This is a genomic window from Methylobacterium durans, from assembly GCF_003173715.1.
In the GTDB taxonomy this organism is placed as follows: Bacteria; Pseudomonadota; Alphaproteobacteria; order Rhizobiales; family Beijerinckiaceae; genus Methylobacterium; species Methylobacterium durans.
Map to the genome: position 1 here is coordinate 1,683,888 of NZ_CP029550.1, position 23,261 is coordinate 1,707,148.

The window sequence follows — 23,261 nt, forward strand, 5'->3', positions numbered from 1 at the left end:
ACCGCAGGCTGACGCAAGCCTTCCTATCGATCAAGGGGGACCCACAGAATACTCTGTGTTCACAGCGTCTTAGCACTCGCCATGCCTGCCTGCTGCCAAGCGACACGGTCGAGCTTGGCACCTAACTGCTACGAGTGCCAAAAAATGTCCTCGAGATCTCTTGCGAAGTCCCGCTATCGCTCCCAGCTTGCCGGCCGTCGGGCGGCTTGTCCAAGTGCCCGATGGTTCATGAGTGCAGCACTCGCGCTGGAGGCATTGCATGACGTTCCGTCCGTTGCACGATCGAGTCGTTGTCCGCCGCATCGAGGCGGAGGAGAAGTCGAAGGGCGGCATCATCATCCCGGATACCGCCAAGGAGAAGCCGCAGGAGGGCGAGATCGTCGCCGTTGGGCCTGGAGTCCGCGACGAGCAGGGCCGCGTGACGCCTCTCGACTTGAAGGCCGGCGATCGCGTGCTGTTCGGCAAGTGGTCCGGCACGGAAGTCCGGATCGATGGTCAGGATCTCCTGATCATGAAGGAGTCCGACATCATGGGCGTGATTGAGGCCCAGGGCTCTCTGCAGCAGGCCGCCTGATCCCGGGGCTTGCCTACATCGTCATGTCTTTTGAGGAGTGACAAACATGGCAGCAAAAGAAGTCCGCTTCTCCGCAGACGCTCGCGAGAAGATGCTTCGTGGCGTCGACATCCTGGCCAATGCGGTCAAGGTGACGCTGGGCCCCAAGGGCCGCAACGTCGTGATCGAGAAGAGCTTCGGCGCGCCGCGCATCACCAAGGACGGCGTGACCGTCGCCAAGGAGATCGAGCTCGCCGACCGCTTCGAGAACATGGGCGCCCAGATGGTGCGCGAAGTGGCCTCGAAGACCAACGACATCGCGGGTGACGGCACCACCACCGCGACCGTGCTCGCTCAGGCGATCGTCCGCGAGGGCGCCAAGTATGTCGCGGCTGGCGTCAACCCAATGGATCTGAAGCGCGGCATCGACCAGGCGGTCTCGGTTGTCGTCGAGGACCTGAAGAAGGGCGCGCGCAAGATCACCAAGAACGACGAGATCGCTCAGATCGGCACGATCTCCGCCAACGGTGATGCCGAGATCGGCCGCATGTTGGCTGCCGCAATGGAGAAGGTGGGCAACGAGGGCGTGATCACGGTCGAGGAGGCGAAGACCGCCGAGACCGAGCTCGACGTGGTCGAGGGCATGCAGTTCGACCGCGGCTACCTGTCTCCCTACTTCATCACGAACGCGGAGAAGATGATTGCCGAGCTCGACGACCCCTACATCCTGATCCACGAGAAGAAGCTCTCCTCGCTGCAGGCGATGCTCCCGGTCCTCGAGGCCGTGGTGCAGACCGGCAAGCCGCTCCTCATCATCGCCGAGGACATCGAGGGCGAGGCGCTCGCGACCCTCGTCGTGAACAAGCTGCGCGGCGGCCTCAAGGTCGCGGCCGTCAAGGCGCCGGGCTTCGGTGATCGCCGCAAGGCCATGCTCGAGGACATCGCAGTCCTGACCAAGGGGCAGACCATTTCGGAAGATCTCGGCATCAAGCTCGAGAACGTGACCCTTCCGATGCTCGGCCGCGCCAAGCGCGTCCGCATCGAGAAGGAGAACACCACGATCGTCGACGGTGCGGGCACCAAGGCTGACATCGACGGCCGGATTGCGCAGATCAAGGCGCAGATCGAGGAGACCACCTCGGACTACGACCGCGAGAAGCTCCAGGAGCGTCTGGCCAAGCTCGCGGGCGGCGTCGCGGTGATCCGCGTCGGTGGTTCGACCGAGGTCGAGGTCAAGGAGAAGAAGGATCGCGTCGACGACGCGATGCATGCCACTCGCGCGGCGGTCGAGGAAGGCATCGTCCCCGGCGGCGGCACGGCGCTGCTGCGTGCCAGAGCTGCCGCGCAGGGGCTGAAGAGCGACAATCCCGATGTGCAGGCGGGGATCAACATCGTCCTCAAGGCGCTCGAGGCCCCGGTCCGTCAGATCGCTGAGAATGCTGGCGTTGAGGGCTCGATCGTCGTGGGGAAGATCACCGAGAACAACTCGGCGAGCTTCGGCTTTGATGCTCAGACAGAGCAATACGTTGATCTGGTTCAGGCCGGCATCGTCGATCCGGTGAAGGTCGTGCGCGCTGCCCTCCAAGACGCGGCCTCCGTCGCCGGCCTCCTCGTCACCACCGAGGCGATGGTCGCGGACGCCCCGAAGAAGGAGCCTCCTCCTCCGATGCCGGGCGGTGGTGGCATGGGTGGCATGGGCGGTATGGATTTCTGAGCCCCCACCATTCGCAACGAGGGCTGCCTTCGGGCAGCCCTTTTTGTTGCCCGCATCTCGACCGCCTCAAAGTGACACCAAGTCCCAATTGCCTGGGGTGCGCCGGCGACTTTGCCACAGCTGCAAACCTTGGCTGATTTGCAGGCCGGGCTACTTCAAGCAAAAGCTGTCGATCTTACGATCCTCAAGCCGCCAGGATCTCGGCTGAGCATTCCGTCAGAGATGTCCAACAATGTGAAGCGTGGCAGCTGCTTTAACGGGCCGCCCAGGTCTTTTGCCTAAGAGATGGGCAGCTGTTCAAGCTGAGCCATAATAGGGACGACTTTTTGAGCTATGGCGACTGTTGACACAGTCGCACTTGCAGGAGGAGCTTAGGTTTTAAAATCTGACGAGGTCGCCACATGAGCAACTTCGACCACATCCTGAACTGGACGCTTAAGCGCGGCTCACATCCGTTTCCGGGCCTGACGGTGGCACCTGTATCAACGAAGCGGCCGTCGTCGCGCACGGCTATCCCTACCGCCCAATCAAATCGCATCTCGCGATGCCGCCGTGCTTCTCGCGGCCAATTTGCCGTCTCGCACTTCACCTGAACGACGAAGCGAACGACGTGCAGCGCCAGCGCCTGCTTCCGTTCGTCACTCGGCTCGCCTGCGCCGACACGCCAGAGGTTGAAGCGGAGCGTGAGGCCTATATCCGCTCGCGCATCAACCTCGACGGCCCTCTGCCCATTCGCGTCTCCCTCGATGAAGGCATCAGGGTTCTCGAAGGAGCGCTTGCCATCGGCCGGCAGGCAGACCCGCTCGCAAGCGAGGATGCCATTGAGCGGCTGGATGCGGCGCGCGAGTCCGCCTCAGAGCACACAGTGGTCCGCGCGCAGTTCCTACCTGCGAAGCTGAAAGGATGGCTCAGCAAATTGGGGCAGAGCGAGACTGCAGCGTAGGATCAACCCGCGCGGGTTCATCAGACTCCTCGGTCAGGCCTTTGAAACTGGTCGTGGTGGCGTGGGCATCGCGTGAGGTGACGCTGATTCCCGGAGAGCACGGCTTCAGCTGTCTGCCCCATCGGCTTCTGAGGAGGCGAAGTCCCAGAAAGCCGCATGCTGCTCAAAGGGCATAGACCCTGGGTCCAGCTGGATCCGAAGCATGTCCTTGGATCCAGTCCGGCGTCAGCCTGGAATGTGCCTCGGGACTCGTCGACCAGCACGGCCCGGCAGTCGACATAGGAGCTCGAGTCCCTCCGATCTCAGGCCCGCTCAATGTCAAGGCCTTCATCGTGACGAGTGAGTCACCCCGCCTCGCAGGCAAAGAGCGGGTCATTAAGCGGTGGGCCGTGCTTTCGACGAGCGCTGAAGCTGCCCTCGAGCTCGTTCGAATGCGGGTTGGGCCCGGGTGCGTAGTGAGTGCGCGCGATGAGGCACTCACCGCAGACGAGGCGAGCGCGATCAGTTTGCAGGCGGGCCGCGTCACTGCGCTATGATGACTTGAGATCGAGCGCTCAAGGGACAGCTGCCCCATGATGCGGCCAGTTGCACTTCAAGCCGGCCTTGCTTTTGACCTCTCTGAAGCACGATCAATGGCTCCAATCACCCGCTTGGGCGCAAGGTGGTGGATCATGTGCCCCATGCCCGGAACGACGATGAACTCGCTGTCCGGCAACTCGCGGTGCAGCCGCTCCGACTGACGGCCGACATCCGCGATCTGATCATCTGCGCCCGTGATGATCACCACCGGCAGCCTCAGCTTGCGGTAGTGCTCTCGAAGCTCCACGGTGACGGGCGTCATCAGGGCCGCGTCCTCGGCCGATGCTCGCAACTGCGAGGGGCGGAGCATCAGCGCTTTCGGGAACAGCAGATCGAACCGCTCTGGCACCTCGACTGGTGCGAACATGGCCTTGCTCAAGCCAGGCAACAGGACGCGCCCAAGCAAGGGCGAAACCGTGTAGCGCATCACGTCTCCGACCACCGGGATGGCAGGTGGGGAGAACAGCAGCACGTCGGCCCGCAGCGTCGGGTAGTAGTAGCCGGATGCCAGGACGAGGCTGCGGGCGATTTGCGGCGCTTGCAGCGCCAGAGCTACCGCAACCAAGCTGCCCCAGGAGTGCCCGAGCACCACGGCCCGGGAGACGCCAAGCCGCTCCAGGGCCGTCTGGAAGAGGGTTGCGTGAGCGCGCGGCGTCCACAGCCCCCGCGGGCGTTCACTGTAGCCGTAGCCTGGCCGGTCGATGATGATCACGCGATAGCGTTTGGCAAGCTCGTCGACGATGCCGCTGATGACAAAGTCCTCGGCCAGGGTGCCGTTGCCGTGGATGAGCACCACGGGCTCGCCTTGCCCACGCTCGATGTAGTGCAGGCGCACCCCGTTCACGCTCATGAAGCGACCGATGGGCGGGTAGCGATGCTCCGCCTCACGCGTCTTCGCCACCGTGTAGAGAGCCGCGGCTCCCAGAGCGGCCGCGGATCCGATCAGGCCGGGAGCCAACCAGTTCCGCCCGTTGGTGCGTGGCCTGAAGTTGTGAGCCCTGTCGTCGTGCATGCATCCTCGCTTGATGCTGGGGTCAAGCCGAGGTTCTGCGGCTTGTTCCGCCGATGACATTGACGAAGGCCCGATGACGCTCAATCCGCCCAGGGCTGCCGATCCCGAAATTGAAACCAATGTCCGTGGAGTGATACCTGAGCGGACATGCTTTATTCGGACCGGTGCTCTAGCAGTCTCGGCGCCGGTCCAAATCTCGGAGTCCGAGATTGCAGCAATTGGCTGGCTTAGCTCTGCTTCGAAAGGCGTCTGCGCTTCGTCTTGCCTGTTGCCCGGCGAAGGATGTGCGACAACGCCTCGACCGAATAGGGCTTTTGCAGAAGCTCGAAGCCGTCCGGGCCCTCTTTCGCCAGCACGTGGCTGTAGCCGCTCGTCAGCACGACCGGCAGACCGGGATGGAGGCGCCGGATCTCACGGGCAAGATGAACGCCATCCATGCCCGGCATCACCACGTCCGAGAACACCGCATCGAACACCGCTCCAGCGGTGCCAAGCACTTTCAGCGCCTCAGGAGCGTTGTGGGCCCAGGTCGTGACATACCCAAGATCCTCCAGGATCTGTGTTGCGAACCGGCCCACCTCCAAGTTGTCTTCTACAACGAGCACCCGCTGCCCAGAGCCGTCCGCTGATGGACTGAGCTCCTCCTCGGGCTCCTGTGTGACCTCGGCCTCAGCTTCAGGCAGGTAGAGCGTGAACGTGGTGCCCTGACCGAGCTTGCTCGCGACATCCACATCGCCGCCGGACTGCTTGGCAAAGCCAAACACCTGCGACAAACCCAAGCCTGTGCCGCGGCCGATCTCCTTTGTCGTGAAGAAGGGCTCGAAGATGCGGCTGATCTGACTTGGCTCGATGCCGGAGCCTGTGTCGGTCAGCGACACCGCCGCAAAGGGCCCTGACGCACCCGAGTGGTGGCGGATGGGCGGCATCCCATCGTGGCAGGAAAGGTGCACCGTCAGCGTGCCCTCGCCCTCCATCGCGTCACGGGCATTCACCGCCATGTTGACGAGGGCGGTCTCGAACTGGCTCAGGTCCGCCCGCACGTAGCAGAGGGTATCGGGCACCTCGGTCACGATGCGGATGCGCGCGCCCATGATCGGATCGAGCATCTCGGCCACGGCACGCAAACAGGTTCCGACCTCGAACACTTCAGGCTGGAGAGCTTGCCTGCGGGCGAAGGCGAGAAGCTGGCTGGTCAGCTTGGCAGCGCGCTGGACAGTGTCTGAGACCGCATCCATGTAGCGCTTACGACGCTCCTCCGGCAGATCGGGGCGCCGGAGGAATTCGACAGATGAGCGGATGATGGTCAGGAGGTTGTTGAAGTCGTGCGCCACACCTCCCGTGAGCTGGCCTACCGCCTCAAGCTTTTGAGATTGTCGCAATGCCTCTTCCGCTCGGGCAAGAGCCTCCGCTTGCTCACGATGGGTGGTGACGTCACGGCCGTTCGCGTAGATCTTCCCGCCCTCGAAGGCCCCCGTCCACGCGAACCAACGATAGCTGCCGTCCTTGTGCCGCACCCGGATCTCGCAAGGGTCCGTCAGCGGCTTCTCGGTGATGCAGCTGCGGATGGCGGTCAGGTTCTCAATCTCGAGAGGATGCGCAAAATCTGCGAAGCTCCTGCCGACGAGTTCATGTTCCTGCCAACCGAGGATCCTCGTCCAAGCTGCGTTGGCAGCCTGAAGCACGCCCTCGGCGGTGACGATGACGAGGAGATCTTGCGACAGGCGCCAAGCCTGATCACGCTCGACAGCGCTGACGCTCACGCGCTGCTGCGCATCGAGGTGAAAGGCGATCAGGTCAGCGAATGCCTTGAACATGCCGATGGTGCCAGGCGTGTTCAGGCGAGCCGGCTGCGGATCGATGGCGCAGAGCGTGCCCCAGAAGGTGCCGTCTGGCAGCACGATGGGCATCGAGATGTAGCTCTGGAAGCCATAACGCGCCGGAGTTGGATGGCCGCAGTAGACCTCGTCTTCAGCGACATGGTCGATGACGACAGCAACTCCGTCACGCCGGACCTCGCGGCAGATCGTCGTCGCGACCTCCAACTCACCGCCGGGCGGCAGTCCGAATGCAATCCCGTCACGCACTTGGCAGGCAACCCAGCGATCGTCCGTGACACGAGCCACTGCGGCGAAGCCCATGCCTGTCGCACGGCAGACGGTCTCCAAGATCGTCGGCACCACCTCGATGCTGTCGATGGCCGCAAGGTCGGCTTGGAAGTCGTGACCTACGTGGAGATCAGGCGCAGGCCTATTCATCGGCTGACGAAGTCTGAGGGGCCGGAAGGTTGGGGCGAGCTGCCGCTCGGTCACGCTCCATCAACAGACGGAGGGCGGCCCGGACCATCTCGCTTACGGAGGCATATTCACCTCGGGCGATCTGAGTCTCGACGTATTCGGCGAGAGGGCCGGTGAGTGCGATGTGACGGGAGTGCTTTGCAGCCATCCCGCAGCGTAGCACGCTGTTGCGAGGGTGTCGCATCTGAAACACCCCCACACTGCTCCACAGGGCAAACAAGCATCTGCCCTGCAGCATAGCACTTGTCTGCAAGCGCATACCCCAACGGACAAAACGAGCGCTGCGCGAAACGCACAGCTTGTCCGACAGGCTGTAGATCGGTGAGATCAGCCTGCCTCAATCTGTGGTCCTCGTGCGTCTTAAGGAGCCTAGCAGCCCGGAAGATGCAATATGCGTTCACATCCGCACGCTCTGACGCCAACTCGCTTCCACCGCTTCAGCAAAACTGACAAGCTGTTGAAGAGGCCGAATATGGCGCCAATCGTCGGAGTTCTGAGTGCGCGCGTTCTCACGGGATTTTATCGCAATACTCATTTGTCTTGCTCCAATCGCAGCTTTGGCTGAGGTGCAGATCCTGGCAGCCAAGATCACAGCCGGCGAGCTCTGGGTGCTGGGCTCAGTCGATGAGCCGGAGTCTGAGATTACCCTCGACGACAAGTTTCCAAGGCGCACAGACAGCAAGGGCAATTTCGAGTTCCGCGTCGTCTACCATCCTGCCAGCTGCATCGTGACGCTGCGAACGGCGCGACAGGAGCGCAGCGCCGTTGTCGGCGAGTGCGGTCAGCAGGGAGCGAAGGGCGACAAGGGCGATACAGCAGTAGCGTCTCAGACCGCGGCTGCCGGACCGCAAGGTCCACCTGGCCCTCCCGGGCCGCCTGGACCCGCAGGTCCACCCGGTCCAGCAGGTCCGCCTGGATCTATAGGACCTTCTGGCCTGCAGGGATCTCCCGGCCAGATCGGACCGGTCGGGCAGCCCGGAGAAAAGGGCAATCCTGGCGAGGCAGGGTCCGTCGGTCCAGCTGGAACAGACGGCGGTCCTGGGCCTGTCGGACTGCAGGGACCACCTGGACCGAAAGGCGAGCCAGGTGCGCCCGGTCCGCAAGGGGCGCAAGGATTGCAGGGTGAGGCTGGACCTGCTGGACCGCCGGGGCCTCCCGGTGAGGCTGGTTCGATCGGCCCGCCAGGCCCACCCGGAAAAGCAGGTCCGCGGGGACCAGCAGGCCCGCCTGGTCCGCCCGGCCCTCGGGGACCGGCAGGTCCTCCAGGAGCAAAGGCTGTCAGCGCTCCGCGCGTTGTCCCGAACTCCACGCGTTCAGACCAGCAGCGGCCTATCCAGCCTGCTCCTGCACCTGAAGCCGTGGCTCCATATTAGCCGGCGGCAAGCCAGACCCGCGGCCACACCGCCGGCGCATGCGCAGCCTCTCCCCGTCTTCGACCTTCTCCGCGTGCCCGTTACGATTGGAATGTGTGACCTTTGCCGGGGAAGACTGCGCGGATCTCCCTTGCCTTTTGGCCGCAGCCTTCGCTGCACTCCGCAGCCGCAGGAGCCGCTCTTGCAATGGGGCTCGACGCTCGATTGTGGGCAGGAGTTAGATCAGGCGGCGTCCTGTCCTTGGCTCTCAAGCGCTGGATAATCGATGTAGCCCCGAGCATCGCCGCCATAGAAGGTCGAGCGATCGTAGCTGTTAAGGGAAGCGCCGGCACGAATTCGCTCCGGCAGGTCTGGGTTGGCGATGAACTGCCGCCCGAACGCCACAGCGTCCGCATCGCCACGCGCGATCACCTTGCGAGCGGTCTCGGCGGTGAAGCCGCCGGCCGCGATGAGAGGACCGCCAAATCTCATCTTGAACCGTGAGGCAGCGTCGGGCGCATCGGGATCGAGGGCATTGGTATCGCTGTTCTGGTCTGCCCGTGGCTCGACAACGTGGATGTAAGCCGGATGTCGCTCTCCGAGCTGGGAGGTCACGTAGTCGAACAGTGCACCTGGATCGGAATCCTTCATCCCGTTGAATGACCCCCAGGGCGAGAGACGCACGCCGATGCGATCGGCGCTCCAGGCTGCAGCTATCGCATCGACGATCTCCAGGAGGAGCCGCGCCCGGTTCTCGATCGCGCCGCCATAGCGATCGGTTCGTCGGTTGGTCCCGTCCTGCAGGAACTGGTCGATTAGGTAGCCATTCGCTGAGTGGATCTCGACGCCATCGAAGCCCGCCTCACGGGCATTCAGCGCCGCTTGACGGAACTGCGCCACGATGCCGGGAATCTCGTCCAGCGTGAGCGCACGCGGCTCCTCGAAGGGCACAGGATTGAAGTGCGCATCCAGGTGGTTGCCGGGGGCGGGCTCGGCAGAGGGCGCGACAGGACGCGCCCCGCCCGGCTGCATCGACGAATGGGAGATGCGCCCCGTGTGCCAGATCTGCAGGACGATCAGCCCACCCTTGGCATGCACCGCATCGGTAACGAGGCGCCAACCGGCAATTTGCTCTGCCGAGTGGACGCCAGGTGCTCCCGGATAGCCGCGGGCCTGTTGCGACACGTCGGTCGCTTCCGCGATGATGAGCCCACCCTGGCTGGCTCGCTGGCCGTAGTATGTGGCGTTGAGGGCTTGTGGCACGTCGCCGGGCTGGCGCGACCGCATGCGGGTCAGCGGCGCCATAACAATCCGGTGTTCCAGAGCGAGAGCACCGATGCGAATGGGTATGAACAGGGGATCTTTGGACAAACCGCGAGTCTCCATCGAAGTCGAGTCACATGGGCGTGCAGCGGGGGGCGCAGCACGAGAGCCAGACTGGGCTTGGCTAGCGCGCTCGGCGGGAGCCCGAGTGCTCGAGCCGTGTTGGAGCTTTCCGGCCCGGCCCCGAACAACCGGCACGCGCTGCAGAAGTATCCCTCACTCGATCAGCCATGGCCGACCCGCAAGCACGACATCGGGCGGCTCTCGCGAATGCGCAGCGCTTACACTGAGGCCGATCAGAGGTCCCTTTGGCGGCCACAGTGCCGACGCACATGCGGCCCCTCATCGAGGGAAAGACGCTCGCGCACTCGTCGTGGAGACCAATAAGTCGGGATGCTGAGCATGTATGCTCCGCGTCGCTTGGTTAGCGCGCTGATCTTTGTCGGCAATGTCAGGGAGCTCGTCAAGCTTGAGCATTCGCAACCGATCGTCATCTGGCTGCCCTCCTGCTTCGTGCAGATTATCTGTGCAAGAGTCTTAGTCTCGCCTGGTTTGGGGCAGCTGATCCGCAGACACACGTGGTGGCTCGGCCTTTCGATTCAGGCCGCCCGCTCACTGGAGAAGACGAAGCTCTTGATCAACACGCTCTTGGCACTTCTCTCAGCCCTCATTGTGTTAGGGGCTTACGCCGTCTTCAAGGGACCTCGCTGCCCTTGCGAGCGTTGCGAGCTCTCTGGCGGACCCGTTCAGCTCCAGCCTGAAGCCTGATCGTGAGTGCCCGAATTCGGGCTGCTCACGAATGGATGGCTGCATACAGTGCATTACCTCGTCGTCATTCGTTCCCCTCTCGAAGGGTATTCGGGAAGGAACGCTTATGAAGATCGGACACTGGCGATCTACGGCTCTTGTCGTCGCGCTACTTGCTTCTACAGCCGCTCATGCCGGGCCACCGAAGGCTGCCGTCTTCGACTTCCAACTTGCCGATCAAGGTGCGCTGGGCCCAACCGACGCTGACCAGGCACGCCTCGCTCCCCTGAGTGACATCCTGCGCTTCCTACTGACGGAGAGCGGCCGATACCAGATCGTCTCGACCGAAGCAGTGAAGGCCGAGGTGGCCAAAGGCCCTGACCTGCGCCACTGCAACGGCTTCGCTGAGGACTACGCCAGGAAGCTCGGAGCGGATGTCGTGATCACAGGCGAGATCCAGAAGGTGTCTAATCTGATCCTCAACATCAACGTCTACCTGAAAGATCTGAAAAACAGCAAACCCGAGCAAGCCTACAGCGTCGACGTCCGCGGCAACAACGACACCTCGTTCGATCGTGGACCGAAATATCTCGTGAAAAACAACCTTCCGCCCCGGCGATAGAGCGGGCATGCCGCAAACAAGCGAACTGCCGATTGCGTGTTCGAATGCGGACCGAACCATCTGCCGATTTGAGCGGTTGATTGGGCGGGCGCTCGCGAGCGATACCGTTGCCAGGTGGGCGCACCTCAGGAGGAGGCATCATGTTGAAGATCATGGTGAAGCCTGAAGGAGATGGCACTCACGCGGTTTTCTGGGGAGACAAACCGGTTGCGTTTGGGCTCAGCCTCGACGAGGCAGAGAATTACTCGACCTTCCTGCGTGCATCGCTCCGTGTGCATCGGACGCATAAACTTCCTGGGGCGCTCAATCGCCGCGTGTAAGATCAGGCTTTCGGGCAGCTAAGGTCCGGGACCGAGATTACTGCCCGTTGCTGGAACGAGGCCCAGTCTACCCAGCATGGCTGATTGTAAATCGCACTGAGGATGCGAGCATGGACGCTCTCAAGGAGATCTACGGCCCGTTCTTCCACTCAGAGGCAAAGCTTACTTTCGAGGCCGACATGCGGATGACGGTCACGCTCCCAGACGGGCGCTCCTTGATGATCGGGATGGATGACTTCCGCTTCCACAACCCGAACGCGGAACCGCTGCCCCGCTTCGAGTTTCGAGAGCATTCCCAACGCCGCGATCCCTGACGCGGCACAATCGCCCGCCTGGCTCCGCCTTTGATCTTGTGCTTCTCGCCGCAATTGGTGATGGGTCTAGCAACGCTGACCCGTGGTAGCCTCCGCGAAGCGGCGCCGATCCGCACTAGCACCGCGATCTACGGCCTTGAAGTCCGAACGTGTCCCCGGCTAACTGTTTGATCCCAGGGTTTGATGGTGCAGTTTTCTCACGAGAGTGGAAGGACGCGCTATGGGCCAGGTTCAGCACGGGAGCGCCACGACGACAGCGGCAGTCCGTCGAGCGATACAGCATAGTCAAGCGAGCCTGAGGGCGTTGGCGGCCCGTTACGGCGTCAACCCGAAGACCGTCGCGAAGTGGAAGAAGCGGTCCTCGGTGGCTGACCGGAAGACGGGGCCAACGGAACACCGGTCTACGGTGCTGACGGCCGAGAACGAGGCGGTGATCGTCGCCTTTCGCCGGCACACCCTGCTGCCACTCGACGACTGCCTCTACGCCCTGCAGCCGACGATCCCGCACCTTACACGCTCAAGCCTGCACCGGTGCCTGCAGCGCCATGGCATCTCGCGGCTCCCCGAAGTGGATGGCGACAAGCCGCTACGTGCAAAATTCAAGCGCTACCCGCTCGGCTACTTCCACATCGATATCGCCGAGGTGCACACCAAAGAAGGCCGACTCTACCTGCTTGTGGCGATCGACCGGACCTCCAAGTTCGCCTTCGCCGAGTTGCACGAGAAGGCCACGCGCCGGGTCGCCGGCAACTTCCTGCGGGCCCTTGCTGCCGCCGTTCCCTACAAGATCCACACGGTGCTCACCGACAACGGCACGCATTTCACCGAGCCGTCCGGGAACACTTGGACGCCGGAAGAGATCAGAGCGATGCGCGCCGAGAAGGTGCTGTTCCGCTGCCACTCCTTTGAGGGCGCCTGCGCCGACCTCAACATCGAGCACCGTCTCACGAAGCCGCGCCATCCCTGGACGAATGGTCAAGTTGAGCGGATGAACCGCACGATCAAGGACGCCACCGTCAAGCGCTTCTACTACGACAGCCACAGTCAGCTTCGGCAGCACCTCGCCGACTTCGTGGCCGCCTATAACTTCGCCCGCCGCCTCAAGACGCTACGCGGCCTCACGCCCTACGAAGCTATCTGCAAAGCTTGGACGGAGGAGCCCTCTAGGTTCACCCAGAACCCGCACCACCAAATCCCGGGACCAAACAGCTAACGCAGCGCTCGTGCCAGATGGAAGGTCGGGCAGGATACGTCTTGGAAGCGGCAGATAAACGGTCATGGTCAACGAGGATTTAACGCTCTGTTAACCATGATACGCGCCCACTGAGATCTCCTCGAGATTACTCCGTCCGACTGGCGGCCCTGGTGACGAGGCTCGCGGCCTAGGCCGACGTCTACATCACAAGGGTAGCTATGATGTCCAAGGTTCTCGTCGTCACATCGGGCAAGGGCGGCGTCGGTAAGACGACCACCACGGCGGCGCTCGGTGCCGCCATCGCGCAGAGCGGCAAGAGCGTCTGCGTCGTCGACTTCGACGTCGGCCTGCGCAATCTCGACCTCGTCATGGGGGCCGAGCGTCGGGTCGTCTACGACCTCATCAACGTGGTCAACGGCGACGCCAAGCTGCCGCAGGCGCTGATCCGCGACAAGCGGCTCGACAGCCTCTCGCTGCTGCCGGCCTCCCAGACCCGCGACAAGGACGCGCTCACCGACGCGGGCGTCGCCCGGGTCATGGAGGAATTGCGCGAGAAGTTCGACTGGGTGATCTGCGACTCGCCCGCCGGCATCGAGCGCGGTGCGACGCTGGCCATGCGCCACGCGGACGTCGCCGTGGTGGTGACGAACCCCGAGGTCTCCTCGGTGCGCGACTCCGACCGCATCATCGGCCTGCTCGACTCGAAGACGATCCGGGCCGAGAAGGGCGAGACCATCGACAAGCACCTCATCCTGACTCGCTACGACCCCACCCGGGCCGACCGCGGCGACATGCTGAAGGTGGACGACGTGCTCGAGATCCTCTCGATCCCGCTGCTCGCCATCATCCCGGAGAGCGAGGAAGTGCTGCGCGCCTCGAACGTCGGCTGCCCGGTGACCCTCAACAACCCGCTCTCGGCGCCCGCCCGCGCCTACACCGACGCGGTCCGCCGACTCAACGGCGAGACGGTGCCGATGAGCATCCCAGCTGACAGAAAGTCGTTCCTGAGCAAGTTCTTTAATCGGAGGGCCGCATGAACATCCTGAGCCTCCTGCGCCGACGCAGCACTGCACCGGTGGCCCGCGATCGCCTTCAGGTGATCCTTGCTCACGAGCGGGCGGAGGTCGGCCGCTCACACTTGGTCGACACGCTGCGCGAGGAGATCCTCGCCATGATCGCCAAGCACGCCGCGATCGAGCAAGACAAGGTCTCGATCAAGACTGAGCAGCGCGAAGGTGTCTCGACACTGGACATCAACATCGAGCTCCCAAACATAACCGCCGGAATGCGCAAGGCGGCCTGACCCGAGCAAGCATTTCGCCTACGCGCACTCTGGGCCGAGAATGCGGTTGCCCCGGCGGAGCGCTCGACTCAGAGAGCACGGTTTTTCGTCTTCGTTACGTCAGCCGCGACGAACGCGAAGTCCCAGAGGACGGCGCTGCAGCCGACGGGCATGGATCCTGGGCCCACCTGGATCCGAGATACACCCTGAGATGACGCCTGACTGCACCGGCATGGGCGATTTGGCGAAATGCCTACACAGGCGCTGGCCGCTGAAGGAATCTCGGGCCATCGGGTGAATATTGAGCCGTCCCGGTCACGGGCTGGTCGAAAAGGACTTGTGAACGCCACCCCGAGCGGCCGCTTTGCAACGCTTAGCGGCGAGCGAGGCTTGCGAGAGCGTTGTCGAGCATGCGGTCAATTCCACCGTCAGCCTTGAGGCTCTCGATCGCCTGGTTGAGGAGGCCGAGAAGGGTGCGATGCCCCTTCTTGACGGCCACACCGAAGGGCTTTGGGTCGAATCTGTCCCCGATGTCGATGATCGAATAGCGCTCCGGATGGACCGAGCCAGCCCGCACCATGGTTAGGTTGATCATGTCGTTCGATGCCGCGTCGGCTTCACCCTTGTCGACCGCGTCGAGGTTTCCGGCACTGAGGGGTGTGATGACAAGCGTGGCGCCGGGGAGAGAGGGAAGCGCCGCGCGCATCCTACGCAGCGAAACCGAGCCGTCGGTCACAGCGACGCGCTTACCCTTCAGGTCCTCGAAAAGGCCGATGGAGCTCCCCTTCGGAACGAGAAGCCCCTCTCGCGTCACGCAATAGGGCGTGGAGAAATCCACCTGCTCGGCGCGATCTGGCGTGATCGTCAACTGGGACAGGACCAAATCGACGCGGCCCGCCTGCAGAAACTGGATTCGTTCTGCGTCCGTGACCTGGAAGAAATCGACACGGTCCGCCGAGCCGAAAATCGTCTCGCCCACAGCCCTCGCAAGATCCGCCTCGAACCCCGTGATGGCGGCAGTCTGAGGATTCTTGTAGCCCATTCCGGGGATATCGAAGGAAACGCCCGCGATCAGCCGCCCGTTCGATTGAAACCGGTCCATAGCACCTCGCGCCGCTTACGGCCTGTTAGGTCATGGGCAAGTCGAGAGCGGCTTCGAGCGATAGAACACCCATGAAGCTTAAGGCGGTCTTCTCGTAGCACGTTGCGATAGCATGCCATTCCTTCAGGCGACCCAGAGCCGCTCGACCTGGTTGCGATTCTTGTCGATCGAGGCGCAGTAGGCAACAGTCGAAAGACTGCGCAGGCTCAGATCGGCCTTCGTGCGCATGCTAGTGGATGCTGTCGGGAAATCGCTAAATCGCTTCACCGACGAGCGCATCGTCCTGCTCTCACGCTCGTTGCGGTTTCCTCCTGGGATCCCGACGAAGCCCCGCGAGGCGGCTCCACGACGACCGCCTCTCCAGAGCGCCATAACTCCGCGTGGGCTCTCAGAAATCTAGCCGGTGCGCCTCGTAGGTGATCCTGAGCCACATCCTCGCTGAGCGCGGGCATGGCGCTGCTAGTGGTCAACAGGAGTTGGGGCCGCCGGCAATGCGTCAATCGGATCTGGTCAAGCCGAGTTCAAACGGACGTCAAATCAAAACGCCCCGATATTCATTTTTCAACCAAGGCCGAGCTGGTGGTCGGCAACGGCTTCAGGATTGGCTGCCCGGCCTCCCATTCGCCCCGCTGCAGCTGTCGCTCGATGGAGAAGCCTTCGACCGGGCTCGGCACCGGGAGGAACCGGAAGCCGAGCTCAGTGCGGATGAACTCGCGTGTGATACCAGTCCTCGGTGAGGGTGACTCACGTGGGGTGAGTAGCCCAGCGAACCCGGGTGTGATTCCTTCTCTGGGCGTGGTTGCCCGAGGAGGATGTGATGGCCGCTCCCGTGCCGCTCCGGTCAGATTTCGATGCGCCGAGGCTGCGCGCGCTCGCCAAGACCTCACGGACTCCAGCCCAGACACGCCGTCTCCTGGCACTCTCAGCCATCTATGCCGGCCGATCGCGCTCGGAGGCGGCGCAGATCGGCGGGGTCGGGCTGCAGACCGTGCGCGATTGGGTGCTGGCCTTCAACACACGGGGACCTGACGGCCTGATCGACGGCAAAGCGCCCGGTGCGCGCCCGCGCCTGAATGCGGCCCAATGCGAGGCGCTGCGGGCCATGGTGGAGCAAGGCCCGACGCCAGCTGCCCACGGTGTGGTGCGCTGGCGCCTGGTCGATCTGGCCCAGATCCTGTGTGAGGACCACGGTGTCTCGGTTTCCGAGCAGACGCTGAGCCGCGTCCTGCGCGCCATGGGCTTCCGTAAGCTCTCGGCGCGGCCTCGCCACCACGCCCAGGATCTGCAGGCGGCGGAGGTTTTTAAAAAGACTTCCCGGCCCATCTGGCAGAGATCGCGCAGGCAACCGGCGGCAAGCCGATAGAGATCTGGTTCTCAGATGAGGCCCGTGTCGGCCAGAAGAACACCATCACCCGGCGATGGGCACGCCGCGGCACACGGCCGGCAGCTCCGAAGGATCAGCGTACCGAATCCGCCTACATCTTCGGAGCGCTCTGCCCTGCACTCGCTAAGGGCGCCGGTCTCGTCATGCCACGCTGCACCACCGAGGCGATGAACCATCATCTCTCCGAGATCGCCCAGCATGTCACACCGGGCGCTCACGCCGTCCTGCTGCTCGATCAAGCAGGCTGGCATCTCACCAAGAAGCTTGTCGTGCCGGGCAATCTCACCCTCATGCCGCTGCCGGCGCGCTCGCCTGAGCTGAACCCGGTCGAGGCCATCTGGCAGTTTCTACGCCAAAACTGGCTCGGCAACCGGATCTTCGGCTCCTACGACGACATCGTCGATCACTGCTGCCATGCCTGGAACAGGCTCATTGATGAGCCCTGGCACATCGTCTCCATCGGCCGACGCACCTGGGCTCATGAGTGCTGATCAGTGAGACTTGGTATGAGCTGGTCGAGCGACAGCTTGCCCTCGGCGATGCGGTTGTGCACGCGCGGCAGCACGAAGCGGTCGCAGACGTAGACGTTGAACTGATCACCGCTTCGGCGCCCAACGTTGCCTCAACAATGTTAACATCTAATATTTCCGCAAAATACACCGTGGCTATCCAGCCACTTTCTCATTTCACAGTCAGTATGGCCGCTGTATTGATCCATTAAGGAAGTAATGTATGGATCATTTCTAGGGCATAGACCTGGACCATAACGAGTAGTTCCGGCTCTCTCCCGAGTTGATGAGCTAGTGGAGCTACCTCGGGAACTCGATGGCCGATCCATTGATCGCGAAGGATGTGAGGGTGACTGCGGTCGAGCGCTGGCTCCGGCGCAACTCGAAGTCACTGACACAGAACACTGCTGGCCAGGTCTACGGCTGCAGTCGAGAGAAAACTCTCCGTTTGCACTCGCAACTGTGCTCCCGGTTGTAGCACCTCGCGGGTAAACGTAGACACTGCGATTACAGGTATTTCGGAAGTCGTGCTTGTAGAGACCTGGGCCCCAACTGCTCGGACCTTGTCCTACATGCTGAATACAACGGTTGCAGCTGTCCTGTGCCAGAACTGGGTTGATCAAGAAAAAGGAGACCAACCACAGTGCCGCGAGAGCGATTAGCTGCTGCATAGTTTTCGCTGGCAGAGGTATCATTCGTCGCAAAGCCTCCTTCGATCGTTGAGAATGTAGGCTCATGTTTGCGGTCAGTGGAAGGTTGGCGAGTTTGCCCGAGGGCTATTTTGGTTGGATATCTCGGGTCGAGTGCAAGCTTGTGGTGCCCTGAGTGTCGTTGGGTCCGCGCAAAATCTCGCGCGAGGCTGATGATAGAGGTTTGCGTAACATCACCAAACGGTCCTTTCGGCTTGTGCCCAGCGCCGCCTGTCGTGCGGAGGCTGAGGATCGCAGCTTTCATGTTGGCTTCGCGGAATCGCGGAGAGATGATCGGGTGTAGATGGAGCGTTCCGTGAGCTACTGGCTGGAATACAGGCCCACGGAATCAGCTGCGGGAGCAAACGCATGCAGGTCACGTTGATGTAACAGCGATTAACATCCGCGAGGCAGCAATGGACGAGCTCGAAGTGCCACCCGCTCAGGTCGAGGCTCTCGCTCGGGATGCGCGGGAGCGGATTGACGAGAGCATTGCTCAGCGGGGCGGAGATAGTGCCGCCTTCTGGCATGCCGTGGCGCTGATCTACCGCCGCGGTCTGCCCGACCCAGTGCCTCCCAGAGCAGATCTAGGCATCGCAGCTTGAGCCGGCTGCGGCGCCGCGTGCCGTCACTGCCCAACGGCCAGCTCAGCTAGCGTTGACGAAGCTTTGCCTTTTTCACCAGGGCTTTGCGGCAAAGCGTAGCCTTTCGTTAGGCACGGTTCAGGCTTGGCATGCCAGAAGCTCCCGCCTGCATGTTCTGGAAACTCCTGGGCGTCACGGTCACGACTTCGCCAGGGGAGCACGAAACCCATGAAACCTGACACGCTCCGCGCCGCGCCTAGAAGCCCGCCAGCCTCCGCGTCTGGCAGCCCTGACGTTCACCACGCCGATGCGAGCTTGCCGGCGCCTGTGCGCGATTACCTCGGGCATCAGCTGCAGGCGTTCTACGGCTCGATCCTGGCTGAGGCGCAACCCCAGCGCCATCTCGACCTAATCGCGCAGTTCGATGCTGCGCTCACCGCGCGCGGCGACGCATTCGCATCCCAGTTCCGCAACGACCTTCTGGCCGCTTTGCCGGACCTGCGAGCCTTCGCCTTCTCCTTGATCGCAGACCCCTCGCGCGCGGAGGACCTTGTGCAGGAGACGCTGGTCAGAGCGTGGGCCAACCAGCACCGCTTCGTGCCCGGCAGCAACTTCAAGGCGTGGGCTTTCACGATCCTGCGCAACCAGTTCTACACCGAGTGCCGCAAGCGCAAGCGCGAGGTCGAGGACGTTGATGGTGTTATGGCAGGGCAGCTGACAGCGCCGGCCGCTCAGGAGCATGGGATTGAGCTACAGAAGGTCTCGGCCGTGCTCGCCAAGCTCCCGCCGCTCCAGCGTGAGGCCCTGCTGCTCGTCGGCGCGCAGGGCCTGACCTACGAGGCGGCGGCCGAGCTCGTTGGCTGTCAGGTCGGGACCGTCAAAAGCCGGGTCAGCCGTGCGCGGGCGTTCCTGACCGGATCGCTCGATATGCCATCAGCGCGGCTCACCGCATGACCCGATGCCGCCTGCAGCTGTGAGCCATCCCCTCATCCGCAAGCTGGAGCACAGCGCGGCCCTGTCGCAGGCCGAGCGTTCCGCCCTGGAGACGCTCACGCTCAACCGGCGCTCCGTTTCCGCGCGGCACGACATCGCGGTCTACGACAACACGGATCGCGTCTACCTCGTCACGAGCGGCATCGCCGGGCGCTACAGGACGCTCCGGCAGGGCAGCCGCCGGATCGTCTCCTTCGCCGTGCCAGGCGACCTCTGCCGCATGCACACCTGCGGGCCCTCCACACGAGACATGCGGCTGGGCGCTCTCACACACTGCTCAGTGGCCGACATCCCGCGCGCAAGGCTCGCGGAACTGATCGAGACGCATCCCGGCATTGCTCGCGCGATGCGCTGGCTTGCCCTGATGGAGCTGAGCCGGGCCCGGGAGTGGCTGGTGAACGACAGCCGGCCGGCGGACAGGCGCTTGGCCCATCACTTCCGCGAGCTGCTGGTCTGCCTGCAGGTTGTGGGACTTGCGGACGAGAACAGCTTCGAGCTGGCAATCTCGCAGGCGGATCTGGCGGACGCGATGGGCATCTCGCAGGTCCACATCAACCGCGTGCTTCAGGGGTTGCGGGCGGACGATCTGATCGTCTGGAGCAAGTCCGCGCTGACCATCCCCGATGTGGAGCGGCTGCAGGCCTTCGCTGGGTTCGACCCTGGATACCTGGATCTGCGTGCTGCCAGGGCTGCCTGATCAGGGCGTCTCGTCCCCTCTCGTGCTCTGCGCTAGGCGAGCGTTTCGATAGAACGCTTCAGAGCAGCGCGGAGTTTGCGCGGCATGCCCCGGCCAGAGGGCGGAGGGCAGATGCTCTCGATGAGCCGGGCGAGGGCATGAAGCTGCGGCTCATTCCGGCACGAGATGTGGGCTGATCGAGGCGGCCTTGAGCTCGTGAGCGAGACGCGACAAAGCCCCTTCGGCGTGACGATGAGTTTGGCGACGCGGGCCATCGGACAGCAACCATCGTCGGCGGCCACCTGAGCCTCATCAGCAGGCGGTGCGCCTGAAGAGAGCCTGAAACGGTTCTGAGACCTTAAGCGTTCCTGCTCGTCGAGCACGACAGGGCAGGAGCGTGTCATGGCCAGTTGGCGATCCATGGATCGGGCCCCGCAGGACGGCCGGTGGATCGTCGCCATCGACCGACACGAGCCCGACACGCGCGCCGTGATCCGCTGGGACCCGACGCGCTTCGGCGATGCCCGCCCTTGGCACGTCGCCTCCTGCGGGCACAGCTACGCGGCTGACGCCTTCACGGATTGGCAGCCGTTTCCCGACTGCCCGCCCTCGGCCGACACCGATCAATCAGCCACATAGGAGACGATGGCGATGGCGGCGGATAGTGCGGCTCCCCTCATCCTGGAGGTGGAGCCCTCCGCGAACGATCCTGGCCGCTTTTGCTGGTTCATCCGCGACCGCGACCATGTCGTGCGGCAATCCTGCTACTCGCTGGCCAGCGAGGTAGAGGCCCGCACCGAAGGATTGGCCGCTCTCCAGGAAGCAGCGGCTCTGTTGCGCGACAGCCGCTGAGGCGCGGTGACAGCCGATGGCTCACAAGGAGTTCGACGACGCCGGCAGCATGAAGCCGGGGCCACTCTACGACCGCGTGGTGGATGTCTGTGAGGAGTTGATGAAGTTCACGCTGCTGACTCGCGAGCGGGCCGGCTACCTCGTGGACCGCTACAGCGAGCGCAAGGAGCGGGAGCCAGACCGGCTCAAGGCGGTGGCAGCCGACATCGGGTTCGTAAAGCGCTCGGGATCGTCCTTGTAACACTCTGAGTGCGAGGGGCCTCTGCGAGAAGATGCGGAGCGCGCCAGCAGGCATCCTGAGCGATCCTACAGATCGACCGTCCTCGATGCTGCAGCTGGTGGAGGGAGCGGGTTCAGGATGGGCTGCCCCGCACCCCACTCACCCCTCTGGAGGCGCCGCTCAATCAAGAACGCCTCGGCCGGACTCGGCACCGCGAGGAACCGGAAGCCGAGCTCCGTGCGGATGAACTCGCGGGTTAGCCGGTCGAGCGACAGCGTGCCCTCGGCGATCTGGGCGATGCGGTTGTGCACGCGCGGCAGCACGAAGCGATCGCAGACGTAGACGTTGAACTGGTCACCGCTCCGGCGGCCGTTGGCGTGGCTCTCGAGGCGTCCGAGCGGTCCCTTGCTCTTGGTCGAGGTCGACGTGCTCCGGCCGGCCATGCCGACGTAGACGAAGGCGCCGGCGCGGTTCCAGATCGTGTAGACGATTGAGCCGGCCATAGGCATGCCCCTCACGGGCCAACCCGAGAACCAGTGCAGGGGACCATCAGAGAGTTCGAAGACGTCATGCACCGGTGACAGCTTCCTTCCGGCTGATCGTCTCGATCAGGGCCTCGTTCTTCGCACGCCCATGCTGTCCGTGGTGGATCTCGCGGTGGCAGTCTGGGCAGACCGCACCCACGAACCGGGGGTCGTCTGGGCCGCCGTCGCTGAGGCGGCGGGTGTGATGGGGCTCGAGGTAGGGCTCGCCCTGCAAGGTGATGAAGGGTGCGGGCTCGTTGCAGCTCTCGCAGACCCCGGCCGCTCGGGCGAGAACGTAGCGGCGAACAATTGCCGAGCGCTGGTAGAGGCTTCGGCGAGCCGCAGCGCCAGCGACCTGCGGCGTCGACCGGGCAGCCTCCAAGGCACGCGTGCGCAGACCAGTCAGATCGACCTCGAGCTCGACCTCCACGATCGGCTGGTCGTCGGCCTCGGCCGGCTTGTCGCTGGCGTCGGCAGGGATGAGCTCGAAGACGATCGCGGAGCGCTGGTTGCCCTCCCGGTCGGGAGCAGACTCGGTGCTGTAGCCGGCGCACTCAAACTGGCCGAGGAAGCGCACTCCTTCCCGGCCGCGGGTCTGAAAGACCAGCAGGTCCTTGCCGTTAACGAGGTGGTCACGGATCGCGCGGTTGCCACGCTCGAACACCATGTCCCCGACCTGGCCCTCGCCGAAGTAGCGAAACACGCCCTCAGGCGACCAGCCATCAGCGTAGCCATGCTGCTCTCCGCTCGAGCCAGTGAACACGATGATGACGGGGTGCTGGCTGGGCGTGCAGATGCCGCCCTGCTGCTGTCCACCAAAGACGGCGTGGATATCTCGGCGGCGGTTGTAGACCCGCTGCTCATAAAAAGGACCCCAGGGCATCGGCTCATCATCTTTATACTAGCAGGGGCGCCCAATGCTTCAGCGAGCGATCTACAATTACAGAGGTGTCGCAATGCGTTTCCATCCGCCGCGCTTTGCAGGATCGGAGCAGCTTCGGGGCGGACAGAGATCCCGAAATTTTTCTATGCCAAATTGTGGGGTAAATTCAAAGACTATTGCATCACGCTCATTCGCAACGATGTCTAACGCTTTTACTCCATGCCTGTAAAATAGACATACGAATTTCCCAACAAACATCATTTCACCGCGATTAATCTCGCTGAACATGACAAGCTCGTGTCCAGACTGGCGGCTCTTAATTATTGACTGATTTTCTCGGGCATTTATATCCATATTCCCCTTTGGGCCCATCCCATAATACAGGAATATGTCGCCATCTCGACGATTTTCATAGCCACACTCGAGCCGGGTCACCGTATCGTAGGCGACAATCGTTTTGCTTGAATTATTGACCCAGATGCCTTTTCCTGGATGTGTGCCAAAACGTTCATGCACAAGACTGCGAGGAAAAACTCCGCCTTCTTCGTAGACAAACCGCTCGCCCTGATGATCACAATCCCAAGTCATTTTCTGC

Annotated in this window: 22 protein-coding genes and 2 pseudogenes; 16 read left to right on the forward strand and 8 right to left on the reverse strand. The window is 63.1% G+C overall.

Annotated features, from left to right (window positions below; translation table 11 throughout):
• Window positions 1-259: 259 nt before the first annotated feature.
• The 3 genes and pseudogenes from groES (at window position 260) to DK389_RS07825 (ending at window position 3,210) form a co-directional block, all read left to right on the forward strand.
• Window positions 260-574 (forward strand): co-chaperone GroES, encoded by a 315-nt coding sequence (gene groES / locus DK389_RS07815; protein WP_109888616.1) that lies wholly within the window; start codon window positions 260-262, stop codon window positions 572-574.
• A 46-nt stretch (window positions 575-620) separates the two neighbouring features.
• On the forward strand, window positions 621-2,267 hold the full coding sequence (groL, locus tag DK389_RS07820; RefSeq protein ID WP_109888618.1) for a chaperonin GroEL: 1,647 nt from the start codon (window positions 621-623) through the stop codon (window positions 2,265-2,267).
• 401 nt (window positions 2,268-2,668) lie between these two features.
• Window positions 2,669-3,210, forward strand: a pseudogene (locus DK389_RS07825) (hypothetical protein).
• A gap of 592 nt (window positions 3,211-3,802) precedes the next feature.
• Here the strand turns inward: DK389_RS07825 and DK389_RS07830 are convergent.
• The 4 genes from DK389_RS07830 to DK389_RS07850 form a co-directional block, all read right to left on the reverse strand.
• On the reverse strand, window positions 3,803-4,801 hold the full coding sequence (locus DK389_RS07830) for an alpha/beta fold hydrolase (protein ID WP_109888620.1): 999 nt from the start codon (window positions 4,799-4,801) through the stop codon (window positions 3,803-3,805).
• A 227-nt stretch (window positions 4,802-5,028) separates the two neighbouring features.
• Window positions 5,029-7,056: a GAF domain-containing hybrid sensor histidine kinase/response regulator gene (locus tag DK389_RS07835; protein ID WP_109888622.1), complete on the reverse strand. Its 2,028-nt coding sequence runs from the start codon at window positions 7,054-7,056 to the stop codon at window positions 5,029-5,031.
• Window positions 7,049-7,354, reverse strand: coding sequence for a ribbon-helix-helix domain-containing protein (locus DK389_RS35210; RefSeq protein WP_335645531.1), 306 nt, complete (start codon window positions 7,352-7,354; stop codon window positions 7,049-7,051). Before DK389_RS35210 ends, DK389_RS07835 begins: the two co-directional genes overlap by 8 nt.
• 1,336 nt (window positions 7,355-8,690) lie before the next feature.
• The gene (locus tag DK389_RS07850) at window positions 8,691-9,818 is read right to left on the reverse strand and encodes an alkene reductase (protein WP_109888626.1); all 1,128 of its coding nucleotides are present in this window, start codon (window positions 9,816-9,818) and stop codon (window positions 8,691-8,693) included.
• A gap of 354 nt (window positions 9,819-10,172) precedes the next feature.
• Between DK389_RS07850 and DK389_RS07855 the strand changes: the two genes are divergently transcribed.
• The 7 genes from DK389_RS07855 to minE all read left to right on the forward strand — a co-directional run bounded on the left by DK389_RS07855 (window position 10,173) and on the right by minE (window position 14,271).
• Entirely contained in the window at window positions 10,173-10,538 is a 366-nt protein-coding gene (locus DK389_RS07855; RefSeq protein ID WP_162560550.1) for a hypothetical protein, read from the forward strand.
• A gap of 106 nt (window positions 10,539-10,644) precedes the next feature.
• On the forward strand, window positions 10,645-11,139 hold the full coding sequence (locus DK389_RS07860; RefSeq protein ID WP_109888630.1) for a DUF3280 domain-containing protein: 495 nt from the start codon (window positions 10,645-10,647) through the stop codon (window positions 11,137-11,139).
• Between the two features lie 140 nt (window positions 11,140-11,279).
• Window positions 11,280-11,459 carry a hypothetical protein gene (locus DK389_RS32140; protein WP_162560551.1) on the forward strand — a complete coding sequence of 60 codons (180 nt, stop codon included), beginning with the start codon at window positions 11,280-11,282 and terminating at the stop codon, window positions 11,457-11,459.
• A gap of 110 nt (window positions 11,460-11,569) precedes the next feature.
• Window positions 11,570-11,773, forward strand: a complete 204-nt coding sequence (locus DK389_RS07865; protein ID WP_109888631.1) for a hypothetical protein — start codon at window positions 11,570-11,572, stop codon at window positions 11,771-11,773.
• Window positions 11,774-11,993: 220 nt separating this feature from the next.
• Window positions 11,994-12,986 carry an IS481 family transposase gene (locus DK389_RS07870; RefSeq protein ID WP_109888633.1) on the forward strand — a complete coding sequence of 331 codons (993 nt, stop codon included), beginning with the start codon at window positions 11,994-11,996 and terminating at the stop codon, window positions 12,984-12,986.
• A 203-nt stretch (window positions 12,987-13,189) separates the two neighbouring features.
• Window positions 13,190-14,005, forward strand: a complete 816-nt coding sequence (gene minD / locus DK389_RS07875) for a septum site-determining protein MinD (RefSeq protein WP_109896139.1) — start codon at window positions 13,190-13,192, stop codon at window positions 14,003-14,005.
• Window positions 14,002-14,271 (forward strand): cell division topological specificity factor MinE, encoded by a 270-nt coding sequence (minE, locus tag DK389_RS07880; protein ID WP_109888635.1) that lies wholly within the window; start codon window positions 14,002-14,004, stop codon window positions 14,269-14,271. The genes minD and minE overlap by 4 nt, the downstream gene beginning before the upstream one ends.
• Window positions 14,272-14,623: 352 nt before the next feature.
• Here minE and DK389_RS07885 read toward each other — a convergent pair whose 3' ends face one another.
• Window positions 14,624-15,352 (reverse strand): transporter substrate-binding domain-containing protein, encoded by a 729-nt coding sequence (locus tag DK389_RS07885; RefSeq protein WP_109888636.1) that lies wholly within the window; start codon window positions 15,350-15,352, stop codon window positions 14,624-14,626.
• 817 nt (window positions 15,353-16,169) lie between these two features.
• On the opposite strand from DK389_RS07885, the gene DK389_RS07895 reads away from it, so the two are divergent.
• The 6 genes and pseudogenes from DK389_RS07895 to DK389_RS07920 all read left to right on the forward strand — a co-directional run.
• Window positions 16,170-17,227 (forward strand): IS630 family transposase gene (locus tag DK389_RS07895; protein ID WP_109888638.1). Its coding sequence is split into 2 segments (ribosomal slippage): window positions 16,170-16,662 and window positions 16,662-17,227, totalling 1,059 coding nucleotides; the frame shifts between segments, so codons are not numbered across the junction.
• A 1,519-nt stretch (window positions 17,228-18,746) separates the two neighbouring features.
• Complete coding sequence (locus DK389_RS07900; protein ID WP_109888640.1) at window positions 18,747-19,472, forward strand: sigma-70 family RNA polymerase sigma factor; 726 nt, start codon at window positions 18,747-18,749, stop codon at window positions 19,470-19,472.
• Between the two features lie 19 nt (window positions 19,473-19,491).
• Window positions 19,492-20,208, forward strand: coding sequence for a Crp/Fnr family transcriptional regulator (locus tag DK389_RS07905; protein WP_109888642.1), 717 nt, complete (start codon window positions 19,492-19,494; stop codon window positions 20,206-20,208).
• A gap of 381 nt (window positions 20,209-20,589) precedes the next feature.
• A complete protein-coding gene (locus tag DK389_RS07910; protein ID WP_109888644.1) occupies window positions 20,590-20,826 on the forward strand; it encodes a hypothetical protein in 237 nt (78 codons plus the stop codon).
• A gap of 12 nt (window positions 20,827-20,838) precedes the next feature.
• Window positions 20,839-21,039, forward strand: a complete 201-nt coding sequence (locus tag DK389_RS07915) for a hypothetical protein (RefSeq protein ID WP_109888645.1) — start codon at window positions 20,839-20,841, stop codon at window positions 21,037-21,039.
• 13 nt (window positions 21,040-21,052) lie between these two features.
• Window positions 21,053-21,280 (forward strand): annotated as a pseudogene (locus DK389_RS07920) (arsenical resistance protein ArsH); the annotation flags it as partial.
• A gap of 65 nt (window positions 21,281-21,345) precedes the next feature.
• Here the strand turns inward: DK389_RS07920 and DK389_RS07925 are convergent.
• The 3 genes from DK389_RS07925 to DK389_RS32145 all read right to left on the reverse strand — a co-directional run bounded on the left by DK389_RS07925 (window position 21,346) and on the right by DK389_RS32145 (window position 23,254).
• The gene (locus tag DK389_RS07925) at window positions 21,346-21,762 is read right to left on the reverse strand and encodes a hypothetical protein (RefSeq protein ID WP_109888647.1); all 417 of its coding nucleotides are present in this window, start codon (window positions 21,760-21,762) and stop codon (window positions 21,346-21,348) included.
• Window positions 21,763-21,826: 64 nt separating this feature from the next.
• Entirely contained in the window at window positions 21,827-22,666 is an 840-nt protein-coding gene (locus DK389_RS07930; RefSeq protein ID WP_109888649.1) for an HNH endonuclease, read from the reverse strand.
• A 57-nt stretch (window positions 22,667-22,723) separates the two neighbouring features.
• Window positions 22,724-23,254 carry an SRA domain-containing endonuclease gene (locus DK389_RS32145; protein ID WP_162560552.1) on the reverse strand — a complete coding sequence of 177 codons (531 nt, stop codon included), beginning with the start codon at window positions 23,252-23,254 and terminating at the stop codon, window positions 22,724-22,726.
• Between the last annotated feature and the right edge of the window lie 7 nt (window positions 23,255-23,261).

Bases quoted from the DNA above. Each gene is read 5' to 3' on its own strand.
- groL (WP_109888618.1), top strand. From the start codon at position 621: ATGGCAGCAAAAGAAGTCCGCTTCTCCGCAGACGCTCGCGAGAAGATG.
- DK389_RS07930 (WP_109888649.1), bottom strand. From the start codon at position 22,666: ATGCCCTGGGGTCCTTTTTATGAGCAGCGGGTCTACAACCGCCGCCGA.
- DK389_RS35210 (WP_335645531.1), bottom strand. From the start codon at position 7,354: ATGCGCTTGCAGACAAGTGCTATGCTGCAGGGCAGATGCTTGTTTGCC.
- DK389_RS07830 (WP_109888620.1), bottom strand. From the start codon at position 4,801: ATGCACGACGACAGGGCTCACAACTTCAGGCCACGCACCAACGGGCGG.
- DK389_RS32140 (WP_162560551.1), top strand. From the start codon at position 11,280: ATGTTGAAGATCATGGTGAAGCCTGAAGGAGATGGCACTCACGCGGTT.
- DK389_RS07900 (WP_109888640.1), top strand. From the start codon at position 18,747: ATGAAACCTGACACGCTCCGCGCCGCGCCTAGAAGCCCGCCAGCCTCC.
- DK389_RS07910 (WP_109888644.1), top strand. From the start codon at position 20,590: ATGGCCAGTTGGCGATCCATGGATCGGGCCCCGCAGGACGGCCGGTGG.
- groES (WP_109888616.1), top strand. From the start codon at position 260: ATGACGTTCCGTCCGTTGCACGATCGAGTCGTTGTCCGCCGCATCGAG.
- DK389_RS07915 (WP_109888645.1), top strand. From the start codon at position 20,839: ATGGCGGCGGATAGTGCGGCTCCCCTCATCCTGGAGGTGGAGCCCTCC.
- DK389_RS07925 (WP_109888647.1), bottom strand. From the start codon at position 21,762: ATGGCCGGCTCAATCGTCTACACGATCTGGAACCGCGCCGGCGCCTTC.
- minD (WP_109896139.1), top strand. From the start codon at position 13,190: ATGTCCAAGGTTCTCGTCGTCACATCGGGCAAGGGCGGCGTCGGTAAG.
- DK389_RS07855 (WP_162560550.1), top strand. From the start codon at position 10,173: ATGTATGCTCCGCGTCGCTTGGTTAGCGCGCTGATCTTTGTCGGCAAT.
- DK389_RS07870 (WP_109888633.1), top strand. From the start codon at position 11,994: ATGGGCCAGGTTCAGCACGGGAGCGCCACGACGACAGCGGCAGTCCGT.
- DK389_RS07885 (WP_109888636.1), bottom strand. From the start codon at position 15,352: ATGGACCGGTTTCAATCGAACGGGCGGCTGATCGCGGGCGTTTCCTTC.
- DK389_RS07860 (WP_109888630.1), top strand. From the start codon at position 10,645: ATGAAGATCGGACACTGGCGATCTACGGCTCTTGTCGTCGCGCTACTT.
- DK389_RS07865 (WP_109888631.1), top strand. From the start codon at position 11,570: ATGGACGCTCTCAAGGAGATCTACGGCCCGTTCTTCCACTCAGAGGCA.
- DK389_RS07835 (WP_109888622.1), bottom strand. From the start codon at position 7,056: ATGAATAGGCCTGCGCCTGATCTCCACGTAGGTCACGACTTCCAAGCC.
- minE (WP_109888635.1), top strand. From the start codon at position 14,002: ATGAACATCCTGAGCCTCCTGCGCCGACGCAGCACTGCACCGGTGGCC.
- DK389_RS32145 (WP_162560552.1), bottom strand. From the start codon at position 23,254: ATGACTTGGGATTGTGATCATCAGGGCGAGCGGTTTGTCTACGAAGAA.